General features: G+C 45.4%; 17 protein-coding genes. 10 read left to right on the forward strand and 7 right to left on the reverse strand.

The features are described from left to right. Window positions 1-26 precede the first annotated feature (26 nt). Window positions 27-1,226 carry a glycosyltransferase gene (locus PSE7367_RS19090; RefSeq protein ID WP_015146192.1) on the reverse strand — a complete coding sequence of 400 codons (1,200 nt, stop codon included), beginning with the start codon at window positions 1,224-1,226 and terminating at the stop codon, window positions 27-29. A 520-nt stretch (window positions 1,227-1,746) separates the two neighbouring features. Between PSE7367_RS19090 and PSE7367_RS19100 the strand changes: the two genes are divergently transcribed. Then, window positions 1,747-2,979 (forward strand): glycosyltransferase family 4 protein, encoded by a 1,233-nt coding sequence (locus tag PSE7367_RS19100; protein ID WP_015146194.1) that lies wholly within the window; start codon window positions 1,747-1,749, stop codon window positions 2,977-2,979. A 15-nt stretch (window positions 2,980-2,994) separates the two neighbouring features. On the opposite strand, the gene PSE7367_RS19105 is transcribed toward PSE7367_RS19100, so the two are convergent. Further along, entirely contained in the window at window positions 2,995-3,891 is an 897-nt protein-coding gene (locus PSE7367_RS19105; RefSeq protein WP_015146195.1) for a glycosyltransferase family 2 protein, read from the reverse strand. A 439-nt stretch (window positions 3,892-4,330) separates the two neighbouring features. On the opposite strand from PSE7367_RS19105, the gene PSE7367_RS19110 reads away from it, so the two are divergent. Continuing rightward, window positions 4,331-5,164 (forward strand): ABC transporter permease, encoded by an 834-nt coding sequence (locus tag PSE7367_RS19110; RefSeq protein WP_015146196.1) that lies wholly within the window; start codon window positions 4,331-4,333, stop codon window positions 5,162-5,164. A 65-nt stretch (window positions 5,165-5,229) separates the two neighbouring features. Continuing rightward, complete coding sequence (locus PSE7367_RS19115; RefSeq protein ID WP_015146197.1) at window positions 5,230-6,492, forward strand: ABC transporter ATP-binding protein; 1,263 nt, start codon at window positions 5,230-5,232, stop codon at window positions 6,490-6,492. A gap of 79 nt (window positions 6,493-6,571) precedes the next feature. Here the strand turns inward: PSE7367_RS19115 and PSE7367_RS19120 are convergent, their stop codons facing one another. Beyond that, a complete protein-coding gene (locus tag PSE7367_RS19120) occupies window positions 6,572-7,258 on the reverse strand; it encodes a hypothetical protein (protein WP_015146198.1) in 687 nt (228 codons plus the stop codon). 259 nt (window positions 7,259-7,517) lie between these two features. Here PSE7367_RS19120 and PSE7367_RS22265 point away from each other — a divergent pair, with 259 nt between their 5' ends. The 6 genes from PSE7367_RS22265 (at window position 7,518) to PSE7367_RS19145 (ending at window position 12,484) form a co-directional block, all read left to right on the forward strand. After that, entirely contained in the window at window positions 7,518-7,694 is a 177-nt protein-coding gene (locus PSE7367_RS22265; RefSeq protein ID WP_015146199.1) for a hypothetical protein, read from the forward strand. 316 nt (window positions 7,695-8,010) lie between these two features. Continuing rightward, a complete protein-coding gene (locus tag PSE7367_RS19125; protein ID WP_041700214.1) occupies window positions 8,011-8,598 on the forward strand; it encodes an O-methyltransferase in 588 nt (195 codons plus the stop codon). 8 nt (window positions 8,599-8,606) lie between these two features. Next, window positions 8,607-9,209, forward strand: a complete 603-nt coding sequence (locus tag PSE7367_RS19130) for a class I SAM-dependent methyltransferase (protein ID WP_015146201.1) — start codon at window positions 8,607-8,609, stop codon at window positions 9,207-9,209. A 74-nt stretch (window positions 9,210-9,283) separates the two neighbouring features. Continuing rightward, a complete protein-coding gene (locus PSE7367_RS19135; protein WP_015146202.1) occupies window positions 9,284-10,519 on the forward strand; it encodes a CgeB family protein in 1,236 nt (411 codons plus the stop codon). Window positions 10,520-10,543: 24 nt separating this feature from the next. Beyond that, window positions 10,544-11,461 (forward strand): FkbM family methyltransferase, encoded by a 918-nt coding sequence (locus tag PSE7367_RS19140; RefSeq protein ID WP_015146203.1) that lies wholly within the window; start codon window positions 10,544-10,546, stop codon window positions 11,459-11,461. Between the two features lie 66 nt (window positions 11,462-11,527). Continuing rightward, a complete protein-coding gene (locus tag PSE7367_RS19145; protein WP_156800571.1) occupies window positions 11,528-12,484 on the forward strand; it encodes an FkbM family methyltransferase in 957 nt (318 codons plus the stop codon). Between the two features lie 51 nt (window positions 12,485-12,535). On the opposite strand, the gene PSE7367_RS21665 is transcribed toward PSE7367_RS19145, so the two are convergent. Beyond that, window positions 12,536-15,094, reverse strand: a complete 2,559-nt coding sequence (locus tag PSE7367_RS21665) for a PAS domain-containing sensor histidine kinase (RefSeq protein WP_015146205.1) — start codon at window positions 15,092-15,094, stop codon at window positions 12,536-12,538. Window positions 15,095-15,555: 461 nt separating this feature from the next. Between PSE7367_RS21665 and PSE7367_RS19155 the strand changes: the two genes are divergently transcribed. Next, window positions 15,556-16,182: a phycobiliprotein lyase gene (locus PSE7367_RS19155; RefSeq protein ID WP_015146207.1), complete on the forward strand. Its 627-nt coding sequence runs from the start codon at window positions 15,556-15,558 to the stop codon at window positions 16,180-16,182. A gap of 234 nt (window positions 16,183-16,416) precedes the next feature. Here PSE7367_RS19155 and PSE7367_RS19160 read toward each other — a convergent pair whose 3' ends face one another. Genes PSE7367_RS19160 through PSE7367_RS19170 form a run of 3 tightly spaced genes read right to left on the reverse strand, consistent with a single transcriptional unit; the run spans window position 16,417 to window position 21,376 of the window. Beyond that, window positions 16,417-18,486, reverse strand: a complete 2,070-nt coding sequence (locus PSE7367_RS19160) for a DNA translocase FtsK (RefSeq protein WP_015146208.1) — start codon at window positions 18,484-18,486, stop codon at window positions 16,417-16,419. Further along, window positions 18,483-20,525, reverse strand: a complete 2,043-nt coding sequence (locus tag PSE7367_RS19165) for a P-loop NTPase fold protein (RefSeq protein WP_015146209.1) — start codon at window positions 20,523-20,525, stop codon at window positions 18,483-18,485. The genes PSE7367_RS19160 and PSE7367_RS19165 overlap by 4 nt, the downstream gene beginning before the upstream one ends. 50 nt (window positions 20,526-20,575) lie before the next feature. Then, on the reverse strand, window positions 20,576-21,376 hold the full coding sequence (locus PSE7367_RS19170) for a hypothetical protein (protein ID WP_015146210.1): 801 nt from the start codon (window positions 21,374-21,376) through the stop codon (window positions 20,576-20,578). Window positions 21,377-21,725 lie beyond the last annotated feature (349 nt).

Raw genomic sequence — 21,725 nt, forward strand, 5'->3', positions numbered from 1 at the left:
AATACAGGAATTTGTAGCCTGGAAGCTTAAAATGATTTATGGCTAAGGGTTTGATAGTAGGCTTGCTCCAGTTTTTTGCTAATTTCTGCCCAGGAAAGTTGCGCCGCGATCGCATCTAAATCCACCTTGGGCATAGTGCCATTGGCGATCGCCGCCACCGCCTGATCAAACGCCACTAGCCATTCTGACTTGGTTGTCCCCGCCAGGGTGACCCAGGGAAAACTGCGAGAGAGCATGGCACATTCACCCACTTCTGAGCATAGCACTGGGGTAGCGGTGGCCATATATTCAGCATATTTAATTGGAAAACGGCTCTGGTTAAAAGATGTATCCGCCAGGTTTAATAGCCCCAGGTCGATCGCGGCGGAAAATTCACGGGTCTTTTGCGATGGAATATGACCAAACATCTCCACCCTGGCTTTGACCTCGTCTGGCACTTGCTGCCATTCACCCATTAGCTCCAGGATCTCGGTAGTGATGCCACAAATCGCAAACCGGAGCTGGGGATAGCGCTCGATGTTATTAGCGATCGCCTCAAAGCACCAGTCTGGACTAGCAAAAGTTCTGCCCATAAAACCAACATAGAGGGCATCTGGTTGCATACCAAAATTCTTTCTGGCCGTGGCCTTGTCCAGCACATCAAACCCCCAGAAACCATTGTGGATGATGCTCACATCCTTAGCCTGACGTTGCTTTGCCCGTTCCGCCAGGAAGTGACTACAAGTTGTCACGTGGTCGGCTTGGGCAGGGAAATTTTGCTCAATTCGGGAGATCCAATATTTTTGCCACTTGGCCACAAACTGCTTGGGGCGGACATCGGTCGCAATCACCCCACCCAGCCACAGATCGTCCCAGTCATAAAATCTTACTTTGGCTTTATGCTTGAGCGAAAATTGCCAGGGTAGCCCAGCACTCAAGAAGGGTTGAAACACATGCGCCACATCACAGGCCGGATAGTCCACCAGGGCACGACGCAGCGCATTCAAGGGGTGATTAGTAGCGCTAAAGTATCTTTGGCCAGGGAAAGACGGCAGGACATGGTAGGGGATCTGATCGCGCAATTCGGTTCTGGCCTTGGAGTTAGTATCGCCATCACCTGCAAAGATGGTGACCTGGTGACCCAGTTTGGTTAAGCCGATCGCCAGATTATGAAATCTAAAATAGGTTCCGGCCTGACCAATGCTATCGACCAGGAAGTTGATTTTTAAGGGCTGCTGAGATTGCATATGGGTTCGAGTTTTAGTTCAGATATTCAAATATTCAAATATTCAGATATTCAGTGCAAATGCATCTACTTGTGACATTTAGATGCAGGTTACAGCATATTTCAATTCAAATTAAGACAAAGCGATTTTGGATCTCAGTCTCTAGCAATAGATTCCGTAACCCTGCCTACCGTCCGCTTATGAATTGCAATTAGCTATCTATAAGGATGGTTATATGCCGATCGGGCGGGGCTCTTTTCTTGGGGATGCAAATTAGATCCAAATTGGATGCAGACGCTTAGCAATATAATCCATATTTCCTCGCAGTTCCTAGCCATAAAGATACTTTTGTTATACTCTTGCCAGTTGCAAAGGCATGATCGCTGTTTTGAACGGTTTTGGCATCGCCGCGATCGCCGCTAAGACCAATCATTACCCATTGGTTTATTTCGTTATTTCGTTGCAGCAACCACACCATTAGGGATTAATAAGATTGATAAGACTGTTAATGACTGAAAAGATCAAGGACTGAATCGCCACCATGAATGTTTTGCATATCAATCAGTCGGATCTTGTCGGTGGTGCTTCGATCGCGGGTTATCGCTTACATCAAGGTTTGCTGGGGCAAGGGGTTGAATCCCGATTAATTGCGGGCGGCAAAATATCTGGTAGTGAGCAGGTGACCACAATTCCAGCACGGGATTATCGCCGGGAGAAGCTGTTAAATCGCCTCACCAGTCAACTCAGCCTGCATTATCTGCATATCTCTGGCACGTTTAAGATTCAAGACCACAGCTTCTATCAAGCTGCCAATGTGTTGAATTTGCATAATTTGCATGGTGATTATTTTAATTATTTAGCGCTGCCCAGCCTGACTGAGCATAAGCCGGCGGTTTGGACGCTCCATGATATGTGGAGTTTTACTGGCCATTGCAGCTACAGCTATGATTGCGATCGCTGGAAAACTGGTTGTGGCCAATGTCCCTATCCAGAGACCTACCCCGCCATTACCAAAGATATATCAGGCTGGGAGTGGAAACTCAAAAATTGGCTGTATGGGCGTTCTCAGCTGGCGATCGTAGCGCCGAGTAAATGGCTCTATGAGCAGGCTCAGCAAAGCATGTTTAGTCAATCTGCCAAAATCCACCACATCCCCTATGGCCTGGATACGGATCTATATCGCCCGATCGACAAGGCCATGTGCCGCGAAGTGCTGGGGATTCCTGCGGCCAAAAAAGTATTAATGTTCAGCGCCCAATCGTTGAATAATCGACGCAAAGGGGCAGATTTGCTAATTCAAGCCCTGGCGCAACTGCCTGAACCATTAAAAGCAGAAATTGTGTTACTCACCCTGGGCAAGCTGGGGGCTAATCTATTTCAGCAAACTAAGATTGAAACCCTGGCGCTGGGCTATCTGGATAGCGATCGAATTAAGGCGATTGCCTATGGTGCGGCGGATTTGTTTATTTTGCCGACCCGTGCTGATAATTTGCCGCTGGTGCTGCAAGAGAGTATGGCCTGTGGTACGCCAATGGTTTCCTTTGCGGTGGGTGGAGTGCCTGATCTGGTGCGCCCTGGTATTACTGGTGAACTGGCGCGGCCAGAGGATGCTAGTCATTTGTCTGAGCAGATTGCCAAGCTGTTGGAAGATGACCAATTGCGCCAGCAGATGGGTGAAAACTGCCGATCGATCGCGGTGGCTGAATATGCCCTGGCGGTGCAGGCAAAGGCTTATATGAAAGTTTATGATCGATTATTGAAGCCAGGGGAATAGGCAACTTCAGTTAGCTTAATTATTTAATCCATATACATTCAACACCGCGATTAAATCCCAAAAACTTTTTAACTCCGATAATTTCTGAGGACTCAACAGCTTCCAGAGCAAATGCCGCTTTGGTAAAAAACTAATCGAGTTCATCAGCTTCACCTTAGCCACCACATCTTGATAATTTTCATCCACGGTTCTAAATAGATCGCTCCAATAATCAGACGCATACTTACTCACCATCGTGGCGATCTCCTGACGGCGCTGCTCCCCGCCGCTGCTGGTTTTATGGTCATCGTGATATCGATAAATCGAATAAAACCGAGGCGCATATTCAAATTGCCCCACTTGGGCAGCCCGCACAAACCAATCCCAATCCATCACATAATCCAGGCTTACATTCAACTCGCCCACCTTGTCCCACAGGCTCCTAGTCCAAAAGGTACTCGGTTGCAGAATTGGATTTTGGTAAGTGAGCATCTGCTTGTCGATCGGCATAGATATCTGAGCGTCACTAGCTAACGAACCCAGATCCTGGTTGATCGTCAGGCCACCACCATGAATGACTAGCATTTCTGCGGTGCGATCTCTAAATTTAAGGCCAATGTCCAGCAATGTCCCCGGCAGATACATATCATCGGAATTGAGCCAGCACAGCACCTGACCCGAACTGCGCCGCATCCCCTGATTGATCGCATCCGATTGCCCCTGGTCTGGTTGAGAATGCCAATAGGCAATTTGATCATCATAGGCTTGCAGAATCTCGACCGTATGATCGGTGCTGCCCCCATCGATCACAATCACTTCGAGGTGGGGATAATTTTGCCCCAATACCGAAAGCAACGTTTCTTCTATGTATTTCCCCTGGTTATAGGAAGGAATAACTACTGTAATTACCGGGTAGGTTTGGCGTTCTAGCATGGAGTTAAATTAGCTTGATCGCGAATTATGAACTTTTCAAGCCGATCGAATTCGCAAAATTTACTTTGCCGATTACTATAGCAGTTTTCAGATTTTGGGCGATCGCCTAGCTAATTAAGCAATTAGGACGGAATCAGCCGCGATTGCAAATGTTGCTGGTACAATTCTAGGAATATTTTGCGATCGGTTAATCTGTCTTTTTCGATCTAATTATTTTATTCCCCATTAACTCCTCTCCTTCTCATCCTCTAGACGCTTGTGCTCCTTGCCGCTGCCGTAGTTAATCAGTAGTTAGGTAATTTAGGTAATTTCAGGATTATGTCTTCTATGTCTGCAATCAGTTTAAAGTCAGCCTCCAACCAGTTTGCATAAGCGGTTTTACTTGCCGCCCCAAGCATCGATAGATGGACTTAGCTGGAACCTATGACCAAATTAAATAATGGATAAAGTACGACCCAAAGAGCTGGTAATTGAAGCAGGACGCACAGATAAATATTATTGGCAGGATCTATGGCGCTATCGGGAATTGCTTTATTTCCTGGCCTGGCGTGATATTTTGGCGCGCTATAAACAAACTGTAATTGGGATTCTCTGGGCTGTGATCCGCCCCCTGATTACTATGCTCATATTCACATTTATCTTTGGTCGGCTAGCTGAGCTTCCCTCCGAAGGCGTTCCCTATCCGATTCTGGTTTATGCCGCCTTGTTGCCGTGGCAATTTTTTGCTAGCTCGATCACTAGCTGTAGCAATAGCCTGGTGGGGAATTCTGGATTGATTTCCAAGGTTTATTTTCCCCGTTTGATTATTCCAGTTGCTTCCATTTCGGTTAGTTTTGTGGATTTTCTGGTGTCGGGTATGGTGCTACTGGGTCTGATGACCTGGTATGTATATGTACCAAGCTGGCGAATTATATTTTTGCCGTTTTTTATTGTGATCGCAGCCGGGGCGGCTCTGGGCGGTGGCCTGTGGATCGCGGCCTTGAATGTCAAGTATCGTGACTTCAAAAATATAATGACTTATATTGTTCAGGTCGGTGCTTATATTTCACCGGTTGGCTTTAGTAGTAGTATTGTGCCGGAGAAGTGGCGACTTTTATATTCGCTGAATCCAATGGTGGGGGTGATCGATGGATTTCGCTGGGCTATTCTGGCCGGAGATACCAAGCTATTCATACCAGGATTTTTGCTATCAATTGGTTTTGTGATCCTGGTTCTAATCAGTGGAATTTGGTTTTTCCGCAAAACAGAGCGTACGTTTGCAGACATAATCTAAGCATTGCAAACATAATCTAAGCATTTAAGTTGAGTAGCTAAGTTGAGAATTTAAGTAAAGGCAATATGCCCGAACCCATTATTCAAGTTGAGCATCTAGGCAAGAAATACATCATTGGGCATGAGCTGCAAACCCCCCATCGATCGTTACGGGATGCGATCACCCATACGACTAAGGGATTTGTCAATCGGCTCAAAAACCCCAGTATGGCGACCAATCGAGAGGATTTCTGGGCACTTCAGGATATTAATTTTGAGGTTAGACCAGGTGAGCGGATTGGGATTATTGGCCGCAATGGCGCAGGCAAGTCCACCTTGCTCAAAATCCTCAGCCGGATCACCGAGCCTTCGATCGGCCGGGTGCAGATTAAAGGTCGGGTGGCCAGTTTGCTCGAAGTTGGCACTGGTTTCCACCCTGAGCTAACCGGTCGAGAAAATGTGTTCCTAAATGGCGCGATTCTGGGGATGCAACAGGCAGAAATCAAGCGTAAGTTTGATGAGATTGTGGCCTTTGCCGAAGTAAGCAAGTTTATTGACACGCCGGTCAAGCGCTATTCTTCGGGGATGTATGTGCGATTGGCCTTTGCGGTGGCGGCACACCTGGAACCAGAAATTCTGGTGGTGGATGAAGTGCTGGCCGTAGGTGATGCTCAGTTTCAAAAGAAATGCCTGGGCAAAATGGAAAGTGTGACCGAACAGGAGGGGCGCACGATTATTTTTGTGAGCCATCAAATGGCGGCGATCCAGAACCTGTGTCAGCGGTGCATCTATCTCAAGCACGGTCAGATTGTGGCTGATGGCCCCACCGACGATGTGGTGCGGCGCTACATTAGCGAATCGCAGGATCTCGGCATTGCGCTGACCGAAAGAACCGATCGCAAGGGCACTGGCGATATTCGGTTCACCTCATTACAACTCCAGGATGAGGATGGTAAAGAGGTTCCGCTGGTCTATTGTGGTCAGTCTTTATCATTTTTGGTGCGTTTCCAAAACCATACCAACCAGGCGCTCAAAAATTTCTTTATTTCGATCGCCATTAATGATGCCCTGGGGCAGAGGTTAGTAGTCCTGAACAGTGAGGTAGTCAATGCGGATCTTGAGCATGTCCCACCCGATGTAGACCAGATCAGGATTGAGGTCAAAAGGCTCCCCCTGATGCCCGGTCGATATGGATTAACCCTCTTTTCCAAAATCAACCTTGAGATCGCCGATTGGATTGCTGATGCGGCTTTTTTGGATGTGGAATCGGGTGATTATTATGGCACTGGGAAATTACCAGTAGGTGGAAAGGGTAAATTTGTGATGGATTATTCGATCGAGATCGCTTGACTTAATCTGGTTTTGATCTGGTTTAGGTTAGGTTAGTTTTAGTCTAATTTAATTCAATCACCTCAACCTTAGCTGAGCATTAGCGAGGATTACCGCTCTGCTCAAGCAAGTTGGTAATCAATCCATTTACTTTCCGCAAGGCACGCACTACCAGACTATTTTGCTTAGCTCCATAGGGTTGCTTTAAATTTTGGGGGCGACTCATATCGAAGTGAATATCTTTAGGGGTAAGTTGGGTTGAGCTGTTATAGCTGGTGCCGAATTCGGCCAGGGCGGCATCTAGATCACCTTTCGCGCCTATGAGCTGCCAAAAGGCAACAAAGTCCTGCTCGATCGTTTCGAGATTGATTTCGAGCTTGCGGGTTTTGTCTCTTAGGAATAATTCAATATTTGTATTCACACTGTGACAATAATCCAGGCAAACAGCCAGCGGATCGCTGTTTTCATCAACCTCCTGTAAAATCCCCCCTCTATATGCTTTCATAACTCCACCGTCGTAGCGATTGGTGAAACTCTGCGCCACCTCCATGTCATTCCGTTTGAGATGCACATAGATGGCATCATCACCATAGGTTTGATCCAATCGGCCTAGCAACCAAACTAAGCGATTGTCAATCTCAATATGGTTTTTGGGGTATTGAAAGCGAGCCTCACCCAACACCCCTCGTTTGGCTTCGTGGGCAGAGGTGTAGTTGGTAATGTGGCGGCAGGCCATAGTGAACGTTGTCGAGCCGCATCTGCCAGTGTTTAAAACAAAAACGTTCATATTTTCTCTACGATTCGTTGGAATATTTATTTGACAATGTAATCGAACAAACTTTTTAGAGGCTAAGAAAATGCTAAATCTAGCTCTTGCGTATATTAGGGCATAACTAACTAAGCTATGTTTTTTGTGCTTTTGGGGGGTGGCAGGATTGGTTAACCGGATTCAGTTTATTAGTGAAGGGAACGTCGCTATTCTAGTCTTCCTGGCCTTTATATATGAATATATAAAATAATTAAGCATACAAATAATAGTACATGCAATGATTCAGTCGAACTCTTTGCCCGTAGATCAGCCATCAGGTGACGCGCATCAATGTTTTTTGCTGAAGTCGATCGAATTGGGGGATTATGATGGTACAGATCAGCTAGCTTGCGGCGATCAGAGACATTTACCGATCGCCTTTGCCTTAAGTCTATCGCCAGCACCTTTGCAGTAATGAATTATTGATCAATAATAAACAGGTTTTATGTTTATGCTAGGTAATCTTATGCCAGGTAATCAAATTAATCACCAAATCTAGCGGTGTTCATGGCATTCAGGGGCTGGGCAACTGATATTAACAAGTTTCTTATATGTTGAACAATAATTATAGTTATAGCTATAGAAAAACTAAGAATTTGTATGGGCGATTAATAAAATATCTATCCGAAGGCCAAAAATGTCGGCGGGAATACCCCCAGAGCTTCAATATTTTAAAATCCCTGAGTTATTTTCCGCGTTGGAGACATTCGCAGCGTGATAGTGCGAGCCCGATGGCCGATCGCCTGCCCTGGATTACCTTTGCCGCGATCGATTTTCTGGCACAAAACCTCCGCCCAGATATGAAGGTATTTGAATGGGGGATTGGTGGCTCTACCTTATTTCTGTTACCACGGGTGGCGGAGCTGGTTTCCGTTGAGCACGATCGCGCCTGGGGCGAATCAGCCCAACAAAAAATAACTGAAATGGGCTTGGGGGCAGGCAACTGGAATTTTTCCCTAGTAACGCCCAGCCCTGATGGCATCACCACGGGTCGAGACCCAGCCAACGCCGATGATTATATTTCCTCTGAGGCTAAATTCCAGGGGCAAAACTTCAAAGATTACGTCACGGCGATCGATCGCTATGCAGATGGCTATTTTGATATTATTCTCATCGATGGCCGCGCTAGACCCTCCTGCTTCAAACATGCGATCGAGAAGGTGAAAGTAGGTGGCTATGTGCTCTGGGATAACACCGATCGAATTCATTACGATCAAACAATGCAAGCGGTAGATCCCGCCTATCAGTTTATTGATTTGCCTGGGCCTTCGCCCTATGTGCCTTTCTTCACTCGAACTTCAGTCTGGCAAAGGAGGTAAGTAGAGTTATGGGTTTTGCCTCAATCAAAGGTTTTGGCCGCCGAATTAAGAATCGCATCCAAGGTGAGCGATTGCGCCTAGCCCAAAAATGTGTCATTGGGGCGGGTAATATTCCTGTGCCCGGTTGGCTGATCACCGATAAAAGTTTGGTGGATATTACCAACCAAAACGACATGGCGCGGTATTGGCCAGCTAACTCGCGGCAGGCTTTCTTAGCGGAGCATGTGTGGGAGCATTTGCCGCCGGAAGAAGCTGACCAAGCGAATGCCAATTGCTTTAAATTTCTGCGATCGGGCGGGTGGTTGCGCCTGGCCGTTCCCGATGGTTTGCATCCTGACCCGGCTTATATTGAGTTGGTGCGCCCAGGGGGAACCGGTGATGGCTCCGACGATCATAAGGTTTTGTATGATTGGCGATCGCTCAGTGCCAGTTTGGAAAAGGCCGGATTTAAAATTAACCTGTTGGAATATTGGGATGAAAACGGCGAATTCCACTATCAAGATTGGTCATCCGAGCAGGGGCATATCCGCCGCTCAAAACGCTATGATCCCCGTAATCAGGATGGATCGCTCACCTATACTTCATTGATCATTGATGCGATCAAGCCCTAACTAAACCATAGCGAAATCTTAAATCATAGTTACATCACAGTTAACCCAACTTTAAATAATTCAATCAAAAAACAGTGCGGCTAATTAGAATTTCCACCAACTACCCTGCCTATATCCAGAACTTCTATGGGCAGCGATCGGCACTAGCCACCCAGCCCTACGCCCAGCAATATCAAACCCTGATGGCCGATTGTTATAGCTGGGCAGATTTTTGGACTCAAGCCTTTGGCAAATTGGGTTATGAAGTCTGGGAGCCGGTGGGCAACGCCGAGCCAATGCAGAAAATGTGGGCGCAGGAAAATGGGGTTAGTTATGAGCCTAAAACCTGGTTGACCGATATTGTGGCTGCCCAGGTCAAGCAATTTCAGCCCGATCTAGTTCTGGTAAATGATTATGCTACCTATTCGCGTAGTTTCTTTACTCATCTGCGCCAAATTTGTCCTTCGATTCGGCTGGTGATCGGCTGGTGTGGTGCACCCTACTCTGGCTATGAAAATGTTTTTAAGGCCTATGATTTAGTCTTGTCGAATATTCCTAGCTTTGTGACGGACTTTCGGACCCAAGGGCACAAATGCGAACACATGCACCATGCCTTTAACCCAGCTATATTAAAACGAATCAAGCAAGAGCAAAACACCCCGATTGACTTTTCGTTTGTTGGTTCCATCTATAGGGCGCATAATTTCCATAATCAGCGCGAAAAATTAATCAAACAATTAGTGGCGGCAACTGATTTACGGATTTGGGCGAATATGATGCAGCTCTCTGCCGCTGAGTTAAAACTTCTGCCTTTAAAGCAACAGGTCTATGATTTAGTCCAACTGCTAAAGCGATTGCCCTTGGGGCAAACAGTGCTGCCCTATTTACCCAAACTAAAGTCCTATGCTCGGATGACCAATCGCCCTGGTCTGGAGCAATATGTCGATCCCACGATCGTGGCCAGGGCAGCTCCCGCCGTATTTGGCTTAGCCATGTATCAAACCCTGGCTGATTCTAAAATGGCACTAAATAATCACATTGACATTTCCAAGTCCTACGCTTCTAATATGCGCTTGTATGAGGCAACAGGGGTGGGAACCTGTCTGCTGACCGACGGGCAGGATAATTTGGCAGATATTTTTGAACCCGATCGAGAAGTCGTCACCTACACCAGCGCCGCCGAGGCGATCGAGAAGGTTAACTATTTGCTAGACCACGAACCGGAACGCCAGCAGATTGCGATCGCCGGGCAACAGCGCACCCTGAACTGCCATACCTTCGATCATCGCGCTCGTTATTTGGATCAACTCATCAAGAAAAACCTCGCCTAAGCTAAAATCACAATCAAGATCAAAATGCTGACATCACAGGTAAAACATTGGGCCAAGTTGCTCTTAAAGCCAGAATATAAAAGCGCCCACCTGCGCCGCCAGGAATTAAACCGAATTGGCAATATCCCCAGGTATACAAGCACTACCACAAATATACTGGGCACGCCGATCGAAATCTTAGATAGTATTTCTTTTTGGTATAGCTACCGCGAAATCTTTGAGCAGGAGATTTATGCTTTTCAAACTAATCATGGCCAACCAATTATTATTGATGGGGGCTCTAATATTGGCCTGAGTGTGATTTATTTTAAACAGCGCTATCCCAATAGTCGAATTATGGCCTTCGAGGCCGATCCCCAGGTATTCAAGACCTTGTCTAAGAATATTAATAGCTTTGGTTATACTGATGTGCAGTTGATTAATAAGGCGATCTGGAATGCAGAAGGGAAGCTGGAGTTTAGTTCGGAAGGAGCAGATGCAGGCAGGCTGAGCAATCATACTGAATCTTCAGAATCAACTGAATCTTCAGAGATATTAGAATCTTCAAAATCTTCGGAACAGTCAGAGTCGTTCGAGCAATCGGAAAAAGCAAAGTTCCAGACTAGCAGCCAAGCAATCCAGAAAGTGGCAGTAGACACTACCCGCCTGACGCAATATTTAGACCAACCGATCGCATTGTTGAAGCTAGATATTGAAGGCGCAGAAACCGAAGTCATGCTCGATTGTGCTGACTCTTTAGATCGAGTAGAACAGATATTTATTGAATACCATTCCTTTGCTAATCAAGCACAGCGCCTGAATGAATTACTGGCGGTATTAAAAAAAGCCGGGTTTCGAGTGCAAATTCATACGCAATATGCTTCGCCGCGACCTTTTTTGGAAGTGCCCACCCAAATGGGCATGGATATGCAATTAAATATTTTTGGTTATCGAGACAAGTAGGGAAGCTTGATTGATTCAATTTTCAATTCTCAAGATATTGAAGCAGCTATAGGGGCAAATACCAACATGAGTGATCTAAACAAAATTTTTGCAGCGGTTGAATCGATCGATTTCTTGGATATTGGTTGCAGCGGCAGTCTGGATGATAAATGGGCAGAACTATTACCATTGCTGGCCTACACTGGCTTTGACCCCAATGCCGAAGAATGCGATCGCCTGAGTGGTTTGCCCCACAAATATAAGGCGGTGCAATATCTGCCCTATGCGATCGCTGGGGAAGCGGGAACCCAGACGATGTATAAGACCGAGAGCATTTTTTGTTATTCGCTGTTGCAGCCCAATTCAGATTGGCTGAATCGGTTCTCTTTTGCAGATTTGTTTAGCGATCGCGGCCAGGCGGCGGTAACCTGCACCACCCTGGATCTGCTGGCAACGGAGCAGGGGCTCAGGGCAGACATCATGAAAATTGATTCGCAAGGGTTGGAATTACCAATTCTGGAAGCTGGTAATAAGGTTTTGAGTGAAGCTTTTTGCGTGGAAACGGAAACCGGATTCCTGGAGAATTATCACCAGGAAACTACCTACGCCCAGATCGATCAATTCATGCGATCGCAGGGCTTCTTGATGTTTGATCTGCAACCCCGTTATATGAGCCGCAAAAATCATTTAGCTGGCCAGGGCGCTCATCAACCGCTCTGGTGCGAGGTGGTGTGGCTGTTTGACTTTGTTGGTCAACATGGCCAAAAACGGCAACCCTCACTGGTGCAGGCTCTCAAAGCTTTATTAATCTGCAAGGCGCTGAAGTATTTTGATTATGGGTTTGAGTTGGCCACCTATTTCAAGGACACTGGGGTAATTGACCAAGCCACATTTACTGCCCTGGAAGACCCCCAATTTTGGCAGTCCCGCATGGGGTATGCGAAGCGGAAAAAGCCACAAACCAAGGCTGGCAAGCTGCTTAATCTCTTGCCGGAGAGCATTAATAAACGTCTGTTATTCGGCCTGAAAGAGGTACTTGATTAGTAATTAATATTTAGTAATCAATATATTGATGTTGATATTAATATCGATGTTTTAATAGTCTGCTAATTCTTTTAGTGGCAATATAATCACAAATTCTGTCCCCTTGCCCTGCTCTGAATTACAGGTCAGCTCGCCACCATGTTTTTCGGTCACAATTTGATAGCTAATTGATAAACCCAAGCCGGTGCCCTTGCCCACTTCCTTAGTGGTAAAGAAGGGATCGAACAATCGCGCCCTGGTCTTTTCTGGCATACCGGGGCCATTGTCAGCGAACCGAATTTCAAGCCGATCTGTATTTAAAACCTGGGTGGTGATGTTAATCTCACTGGATTTGAACGGTTGTCCTTGCGATCGTAAACCATAGTTCTCTTCTTCGATCGCATCGATCGCATTGGTGAGAATATTCATAAACACCTGATTCAATTGCCCCGCATAGCAAGTCAGCGTTGGCAGATCGCCATAGGTGCGATTCACCTTAATTTCCGGGTGATCGGATTTGGCCTTCAAGCGATTTTGCAGAATCACCAGGGTGCTATCGATCCCTTCGTGGATATCCACATTTTTGATTTCCGCTTCATCCATCCGCGAAAAGTTACGCAGGGATAGAACAATTTTCTGAATCCGATCGGCTCCCACCTTCATTGATGCGAGCAAGTTGGGCAGGTCTTCTTCAATGAAGTCCAATTCGATCGCTTCGATTTCATCCTGAATCTCTGGCGCTGGGTTAGGATAATGCTGTTGGAACAGCTTTAGAACCCCTAGCAAATCCTGGGCATAGCGATCGGCATGAACCAGATTGCCATAGATAAAATTAACCGGATTATTGATTTCGTGGGCAACCCCCGCCACCAACTGTCCCAGGCTGGACATTTTCTCTGTTTGTACCAACTGCGATTGGGTGCGCTGGACTTCTTCAAGAGCTGCTTTTAATTCCGTTGCCTTTTGTTGCAAAGATGCTTCTACTTGCTTTTGGGCGGAAATATCGCGCACGATCGTAGAAAGATATTCTGGCTTGCCAGCGGCATTTTTGTGGGCAATGATCACCTGGGAAACGGGAATTTCGCGGCCATGATGAGTAATCAATCCCGATTCACCCTGCCAGATGCCAGCCTCGATCGCGGTGGGGATGCCCTGTTCTAAGACGATTGGCTTCGCCCAGTCGGGAATATGCTCACTGAGTGGCTGACCCTCAATATTTAGATCGGCAGGAATTTCTAACATCCGATAGCCCGCCGCATTCATATAGAGCTGGTGGCCGGCCATATTGGCAATGCCGACAAAGTCTGAAGTGGCATCCAAAATCGCCGTGAGTCTGGCCTGGGAGCGTTCAATCTCCTTGCGATCGGTAATATCCTGCGCCAGACCAATTAAACCAGCAATCTCGCCTTCTGCATCATAAAAAGGAGTTTTGATTTTAAGGTAGGTGCGAGCGACCCCATCGGTGGGAATCACTTCTTCAAAATGTTGCATTTGGCGCTGCTGAATAATTTCCTGGTCTTTACGCCTGATTTCAGCGGCAATTGCCGGGGGCAACAAGTCAAGATCGGTTTTGCCAATCACCTCGGCGATCGATCGATTAAAGAATCTAGCCATATTAGAATTCAGAGTCAGATGTCGCCCCTCTAGATCTTTGACAAAGAAAAGCCCCGGCAGTGTTTCTAAGATCGAATTAAGTAAAATATTGGCTTCTTTGAGTTCTTTCTCCACAATCTTGCGATCGGTAATATCCTGCGCCAGGCCAATTAAACCGGCAAGATCGCCCTTAATATTATAGAAAGGGGTCTTAGTGGTCAGATAGGTGTGATCAACCCCCTGCCTAGAAATAACTTCTTCATAGCTAATACTCTTATTTTGCGCCATCACTTCTTGATCTTTAGCCATAGCCCTGGCGGCAACCTCTGCTGGTAAAAGTTCGGCATCGGTTTTACCAATAATCCGATTGATCGATTTATCAAAGAATTGCGCTAAATTGGTATTCGTTACCACATAGCGACCCTGGCCATCCTTAACAAAGAAAAGCCCCGGCAGGGTTTTCAAAATTGAATTAAGCAGAGAAATCGCTTCCTGTAGCTCGGTTTCGGCCTCTTTGCGATCGGTAATATCCCGAATCACCACCTGCCACAAGCGCTTACCCTCCAACTCGATCGGCATTAAGTGAACCTGGGCATAGAACTCAGTGCCATCTGCCCTTAGATGCACCCACTCAAAGTTATAGCCATGATTTTGATGGGCCAATTGAAAAAAGGCGGCGGCTTTTTCGGCCGAATCACGCCCATCCGGTTGAAGCGGGGGCGACATCTCCCAGGGTTTCACCTGCAACAACTGCTCCTTCTGGCTATAGCCAAACATTGCCACTGCGGCTGGATTGCACTCAACCAGTCCCTGTTCTGAGGTGATCAGCAGCGCATCTCGATTTCCTTCAAAAAAGGTGCGAAATCTATACTCGGACTGCCGTAATTCAAGCGATAGTAATTGATGCTGGGTTTCTTTTTCATGGAGGGCAGTTTCCGCCCGTTGCCGATCGGCAATTTCTTGCTCCAGTTGCCGTTGTAAACTTTGGTTTGCTGCTTCTAAAGCTCGCAAGCGATCGGGGATATCTTTATGCTGCATTGTTTTTACATTCAGGCATTCAGGCTAAAATTAGGGGCTAAGCAACATCCAAATATGGTGGCCAGTAACACAATTGGGGTGAGCTAATCTTATTTTGAACTACTTTTGAACTACTAGCGAAGCATTTTTATAGTCATTTATGACAAACAATACTTTCTAGCCGATCTGCTAATTTACCAACATAATTATGATAAATAGACTTAGTTCAGGCTACTTAGATGGTCAGCAATTTATTTAAACCATTCTGCTTCAATATTGATTTGCCAAAGTAATACCTTTAGCACCCTTAGTACCTTTAGTAACTTTGATCCCCAAAATATTGGTCTGAGCAAAATCATCCCCGTTCATAAAAGCTCTAGCCAGGTTTGAGCTACCTTAATGATGCCCTAATTAGCTAGAATATGTAAACTAAACTACAGCTAACTAGCTATTAATCTCAACCCAGGAGGATTGTTTTGTCTATGGATGCCATGCAGTTTTTCCGCCAGAGTTCTGGTAACTGGCGATCGCAACGAACCACCCATCATCTGGCCTTTCGGCGCTCAGAAATTGGCGATTCGGCTATTTATGTGGAGACGCTTTCGACGGAACATCCCAAAATTGCCGAAATTTGCGCCATGCATGAAGCCGACCCCAATGAAGCGATCGGTGGTGCGTTTGTGACCTGGCAAAGCTCAATGGCCTGGGATCAAGAGAAAGAGAATCATGTCGGTGAAACCATCTTTGTATTGATTCCCACTGATGCTGATCGCCGTCAGGGTAAGCTATTGCGCGAGCGCGGTTATGCGGAAATCACGCCGATCGTGGGCGAGTACCACCTCGACGAAGAGAATGGATTGGTGTTGATTACTGATTATGAAACTACCAATTCCTATGAACGATTCTGGTTTGTGAATGAAGATGTGCGCTTGCGTGCCAGTACGGTCAAGCGGTTTGGTGGTTTTAGTACCGCTACTTTTTGCATTGAAACGAAGGAAACCCAAGCAGAAGCTGAAGAGACTTCTGCAACTCAGGTAGGCAACAAGCTCAAACCGGTGATCGATCCTAATATCAAGGCTGATCTGGGCTATTCGATTCTGGGCTGGTAGTTCATTTGGTAGCGATTTTTTACTTTTGTGCGACGTATGGTGACCGCTAGAAAATATCGCCTTGGCCTTAATATCTGTAATGCATTCTTAGAGGCTTTTTCGGTATTTTGCTAGTTGCTTAGCGACCATTTTTTGTCCGTTGATATACCTAGACTATACCTAGACTATACCTAGGCGAGACTCTGCCTAATTCAAAACCGGAGGTTTCAGATCAAATGCCTCCGCTAGTCCAACTTAGGAACTTAAAAATGTTGTGACATCGCGTGCGAATAAACTCTGCAGTCGCATAAGTTGTGCACCAGATAAATAGAGTAAATCACCTTTGCCTAAGAGATTGACAGCATCAGTTTGTTTACCACCAAGCACAATCGCAGAATCAGCATCACTAGCAGTGCGTAGTGCCACCCGACCAGGAAGGTTAGAGCGGATTATCGGTGTAACTACCCTTGCTTCTGGGCGCTGAGTGGCAACAATCAAATGGATGCCTGCTGCCCTCGCCATTGCACCTAATCGCTTAATACTGTGTTCTAATTCTATGCGTACTTCTTTCTCTGACATAAAGTCTGCATACTCATCAAAAATGCAGATGATGCGAGGTATTAACCGATCGAAATGCTGTTGGTTATAGGTTCCAATCTCAGCACATTTTGCTATTTCAAATTTTTGGTAACGATTGTCCATTTCATCTACCAATTCCTGCATCAGTTCAACTGCGCGATCGCTATCTTTGACAACTGGCGAATACAGCCAGGGCATCCGCTCAAACTCTGGGAAGGTAACTCGTTTGGGATCGACGAGGGCAATTTTTAAAAGATCGGCACTATGGCGAACGGTCAAACTTAGCAGTAGCGATCGCAGAAATTCGCTTTTGCCACTGCCGGTTGTCCCGCCAACTAAAAAATGGCAGGTATTAGGATTAGATAAATCGGCTTCGACCAGTTTGCCTTCAAGATCAACACCAATGGCTATTTGACATGATCCTGTTGACTGTTCGTCTTCAGCATTAACATATTGCTCAAAATAGGCTGTTTGGCGATCGGGGCGAGGGAGATCAACACTGACATAACCTGCCTGGGGCGAGATCAAAGGTGGATGATTTAAACCCAGTTGCACTCTTAAATCATCGGTTAGCCGCAAGATTGAATTAACTCTCACGCCAGCTTGAGGTTTTAATTTGATGCGAATAAAAGCAGGGGCGATCGCCGCACCAACATATTCAACATCAGTACCAAAGGATTGCAAAGCCGCCACTAAATCTCGGCCGATCGCTGTAGCGTCGATACTACTTTCTGATCCTGTATCTGGTAGTCGTGGCGATCGCTTAGTTGTCTTTTGTTTCTGAGTGCGTTTTACTGAAGTCTTTGCGGTAACAGCTTTTTGCTTATCTGTAGTTACATTTATTGAATCTGCAATCTGATCAGATTCCGGAGCTGGGAAAAAACTCTGGCATTTATTAAATTGGGGGCAGATGGGGCAGAGTAGATTTGGTTGTGAAGTAGGTGGGGGCGGCTCGGGTTTGCCTGGCTCCCACGCAAGCCAGGTTTGCATCTGGGCTAATCGGTCAGGAATTATTTTATGTACTGTCTCTTTTAGCTGCTGCCAGGAGAAAGTGATTTCCTGCCAATCTGGCATCACGCTGTACACAGCCGAATCAATCTGCAAACCAATTTTTTCACGCAGCATATAGCCATAAAGCGCTACCTGAGCTAATTGGGCAGATCGATCGATCGCCTGATATGTCTTATATTCGACCACACATAGGCGGTGCTTGGTAAAGTCATAAACCAGACTGTCAAATTTTCCCTTCACCAGTTGCGTTTTGCCATTAGGAAGTGTGAAAGTATGCTCCACACTCAATTCTTGAGCCAGAAAAGTAGATCTAATTACCTCATCGGCAGAACAGAAACGGCGATTGTTGACTAGTAATTCCGCCCACCGCTGGATTAAGCCGATTAAACCTTGCCATAGTTGAAGCAATGCTGGGGCTTGGCTGGCATCATTGGCGATCGCCTTTTCTAAGTATGGATAAAAAGCCTGTTCATAAAACAACTGCTGCATTTGCTCGGCAATAGTTCCTACCTCGAGGCGATCGGCTTCTGGCTTGAATAAATCTTGAAAGCGACTGTCCTGTCTGGCGATGGTAGCAAATTGACTGGATAAATTGTGAAAAGCCCTGCCCAATCCGATTGTCTTTCCTGCTGGGACAAACATAGTCATGCCGCCAAATCTATGCCCCAGATAAAACAATCGCGGGCATTCGAACGCAAGCTTAACTTTAGTGACACTTAGCGATTCTGCCATCATTTGTTATAACTAGGAACAAAACAAACTAGTTGTTCATTAATGGGTGCTTGTGGGTTGATAATCTTGATGATTTTTTCCTCCTTACCAAGCTGCTGTACCTTTTGCTCAATCTGTACTCTAGAAATTGCTTTGAACTCTTCCGATACTTTGCCGATCAGAGTAAGTCTGGCAAGCATGTGCTGAGTTTTCATGACATCTTGAATATACTCATCAATTTCTTCCATTTTGGGTGTAGGTGATGGTGGGGGAATTGGAGGAGTTACTGTTTTTGGGGGGGGAACAGTCTTAGTTTTGGCTTTTTGATTTAAACCGGATAACTGACTGGTCAACGAGCATTTTTCAAACACCTTAGATTGACGAATTAAATCTTGTAATTCTGGCAGCCCTATTAATTTATTCCCGATCACTAAATCTCCGGCGAGGGAATCATTGAATAATTTGTAGTAGGTCGCAATGTAATGAATTGACTCCATATCCACTACGATGTGGGCATGGCGATCGCCAGTAAAAATTTTTTGATAGTGCTTATATCCTTTGGTATTTGGCCTGCCCAGCTTACTTGCCCTTAACAAATACAATCGCTGGCATTGATTTTTCTCGATCGCCTTTTGGCAAGCATTCATAATGTGAAAAAAACTGGTCATATTCTGGTCTTCAGTCCATACTACGCCCATATTTCCTGGATTTTGGCTGGGCTGGAAGTGCAACGAATAATGGCTAAATTTAGTGCGCGACAGTAACGGGACCCTAACATTAGTCTCAAACAAAGTGCTCAAGACCTGTTGGAGCATGCGCACTAATTCTGGCGATGACTTTTGATTGGGTTTAGTAATCCTAGCGATCGTGTTTCTCAACTCATCTCGCCATAGGAGTTTAAATAGGGCTATATAGTCGGATTCTACTGTCCCTCCATCGCACTTAATTTGATTGATTAATTCCCATCCCAGGCTCAAGGTTTGGCGAGGATATGTCTTGCCACCCGGAATGCGATCAACTAAATTTTTATGCTTGAGGGGAGCAATTCGTGATTTGGGGCGAGTTGGAATCTTACTATGTAGCGGAGCTAGGCGAGAAGCCCATAGATCCTCTGCTTGATCAAGATTGATTGACTTTAGTTTAATGCCAGCATCAATTCTGGCTAAATCGGAAGCGTGAAGCTGCCTTTTGTTTTTTTCCCATGTTTCGCTTCGCAGACTAATAATGATCAGAAAATTACGCCATGCTTCATTATGTATCGCAGAGTTGACATCAAATAAGGGTTGTAAAGATAACCCTTCAATTGCCCGCGCATTGCTTTCTAGTTGATCGAAACATAAAACAATTGGTTGGGTTTCATCGGCGATTTTGCCAAAGTTTGCTAAATATTTCCACGCTTCATTTTCCGATTTGATCGATTCTTTCAAACCTAATTCTTTGAGAGCTGCTTCGCTGATGTCGTCGCCTTTTAACCATTCGCAAGCAGCATCATAGGTTTCGGCATTAGTCAGGTCATACAAAACACTAAAGAATAAATCAGCATTGTAAACGCCTTTATGTTTGTATCTGTCCTTTAGTTTCTTAACAAATTTCTTTCTCTGGCTCAGAAACAGCTCGCCAATATCAGTAGTTAGCAGCTCTGTAATATTTTTTTCCTTGAAGACAGAAAGTCCCTTTAACCAGAGCATTAGCTGAGATTCTTGTTTGCCCTCAGGCGGCAGGATCAGGCTATCAACGGTATAGCGCAGAATATGTTTTCTAATCGCATCACTTTGGGGATAAGGTTCAATGTAGGCAAAGAATGCCTTTTGATTGAGGGTTTGCTTTACCCGTGATAAAAAATGAGTTTTCCCAGAACCACTTGCACCTTTGATCACGATCGTGCGACTTTGACCATCAGCGATAACCTGATCCAGCACTTTCTCCGTTTCTAAAAGTTCATCAGCATGAATCGAACTAACATTATGCTCAGGATCAAATTCTGCTCTGGTAAAGTTTTTAGCATGACCATGTTTATCAAAAGGATTTACTTCACTTTTAATCACATCAATAATTGACTTCATTTTTGCCCACCCACCTTGCTGTTCTCCATTGAAATGCTGCACTGAATCTGCTAGTTAACGATCGCAAAAAATAATGGATGCGTGCCGAAAGAATCGTAAATCGCGGCGTTAATTTGTGCGCTGGTATAATCTTTAGGTTCCGCTAGTGGCTCAAGCTCGATCGCATCTTTTTTTTGTAATCGAAATAAGGCATGATCCAGTTCTTCTCTGGACAGACGATCCTTTAAATAATCTCTCAAGTAGAAGAGAGGTAAAAAATTATCGGTGTTGTGCTTACGATCTAATTGCTTGATTGCTTCTAAAACGTCGCTATCACCAGGAGTTGAGGACTGAGTAGTGGGCTGAGTAGTGGCTGTAGCAGCCTGTGATTTTTCTGGCAACGCAGCGGATGTTGATTTTCGTAGCGATTGAAAATATTCGTTTATTTGTTCTAAGCATTGCCTGCCCTTAGTGGTGATCCAAACCTTGGGACTGATAGCACACATCTTGTCTTGGAATTTAATCAAGCCACGATCGCCCAAAGCTTGTAAAATTTCGTTTCTTTTAGCGACATTGATTTTCTTGATTCTGATTTTGCTAGGCTCTAAGGCTCCTGGAGCCCTTTCTATTCTGGCCAGCACCTTTATTTCTTGATCTGAAATTGGCAATTGCGATGCATCAAAACTGAGCAGTGCTTTCCCGGCAGGTGCTATTTCTACCTTGCGATCGAAATCTACTAGATCGTCATCACCAAGCGATTGAAACACTTTTTTAGCAAGAGTTATGCCTTCTTTCCTGAAGCTTACTCCGGGAGAGACCTTGCCTTGATAGGTTGATAATTTCAGAAGAAACTGTAAGTCTTGATATTTCATATTAATTTATCAGTAATGAAATAATCGCATTACTAATTATAAGGAACAAGTAGTGGCAAAAAATGTCTTTCGATATATTTTAAACCAGAATTTTACATGACATTTGTCATTTTTCAAAGAGGAGTGCAGCGGAAGAGGCTGGAAAGGTTGAAGCTATGCAGGGGAATTGTCAAAGAGCAGTTCAAAGTATTCAAAGAGCAGTTCAAAAAGTGGTAAATTAGTCAAAGTTGGCTTCAGTAAATGACATAAATGCTGGACATTTCAAAAATATCAGCAGAAAGTTGGCAAAAAGCCAAGCGCCGCGCCGCGATCGTGCGGCCACCAAGTCAGGAATAAGTCAGGAACACAA

Origin of the sequence: Pseudanabaena sp. PCC 7367 (assembly GCF_000317065.1) — a bacterium.
In the GTDB taxonomy this organism is placed as follows: Bacteria; Cyanobacteriota; Cyanobacteriia; order Pseudanabaenales; family Pseudanabaenaceae; genus Thalassoporum; species Thalassoporum mexicanum.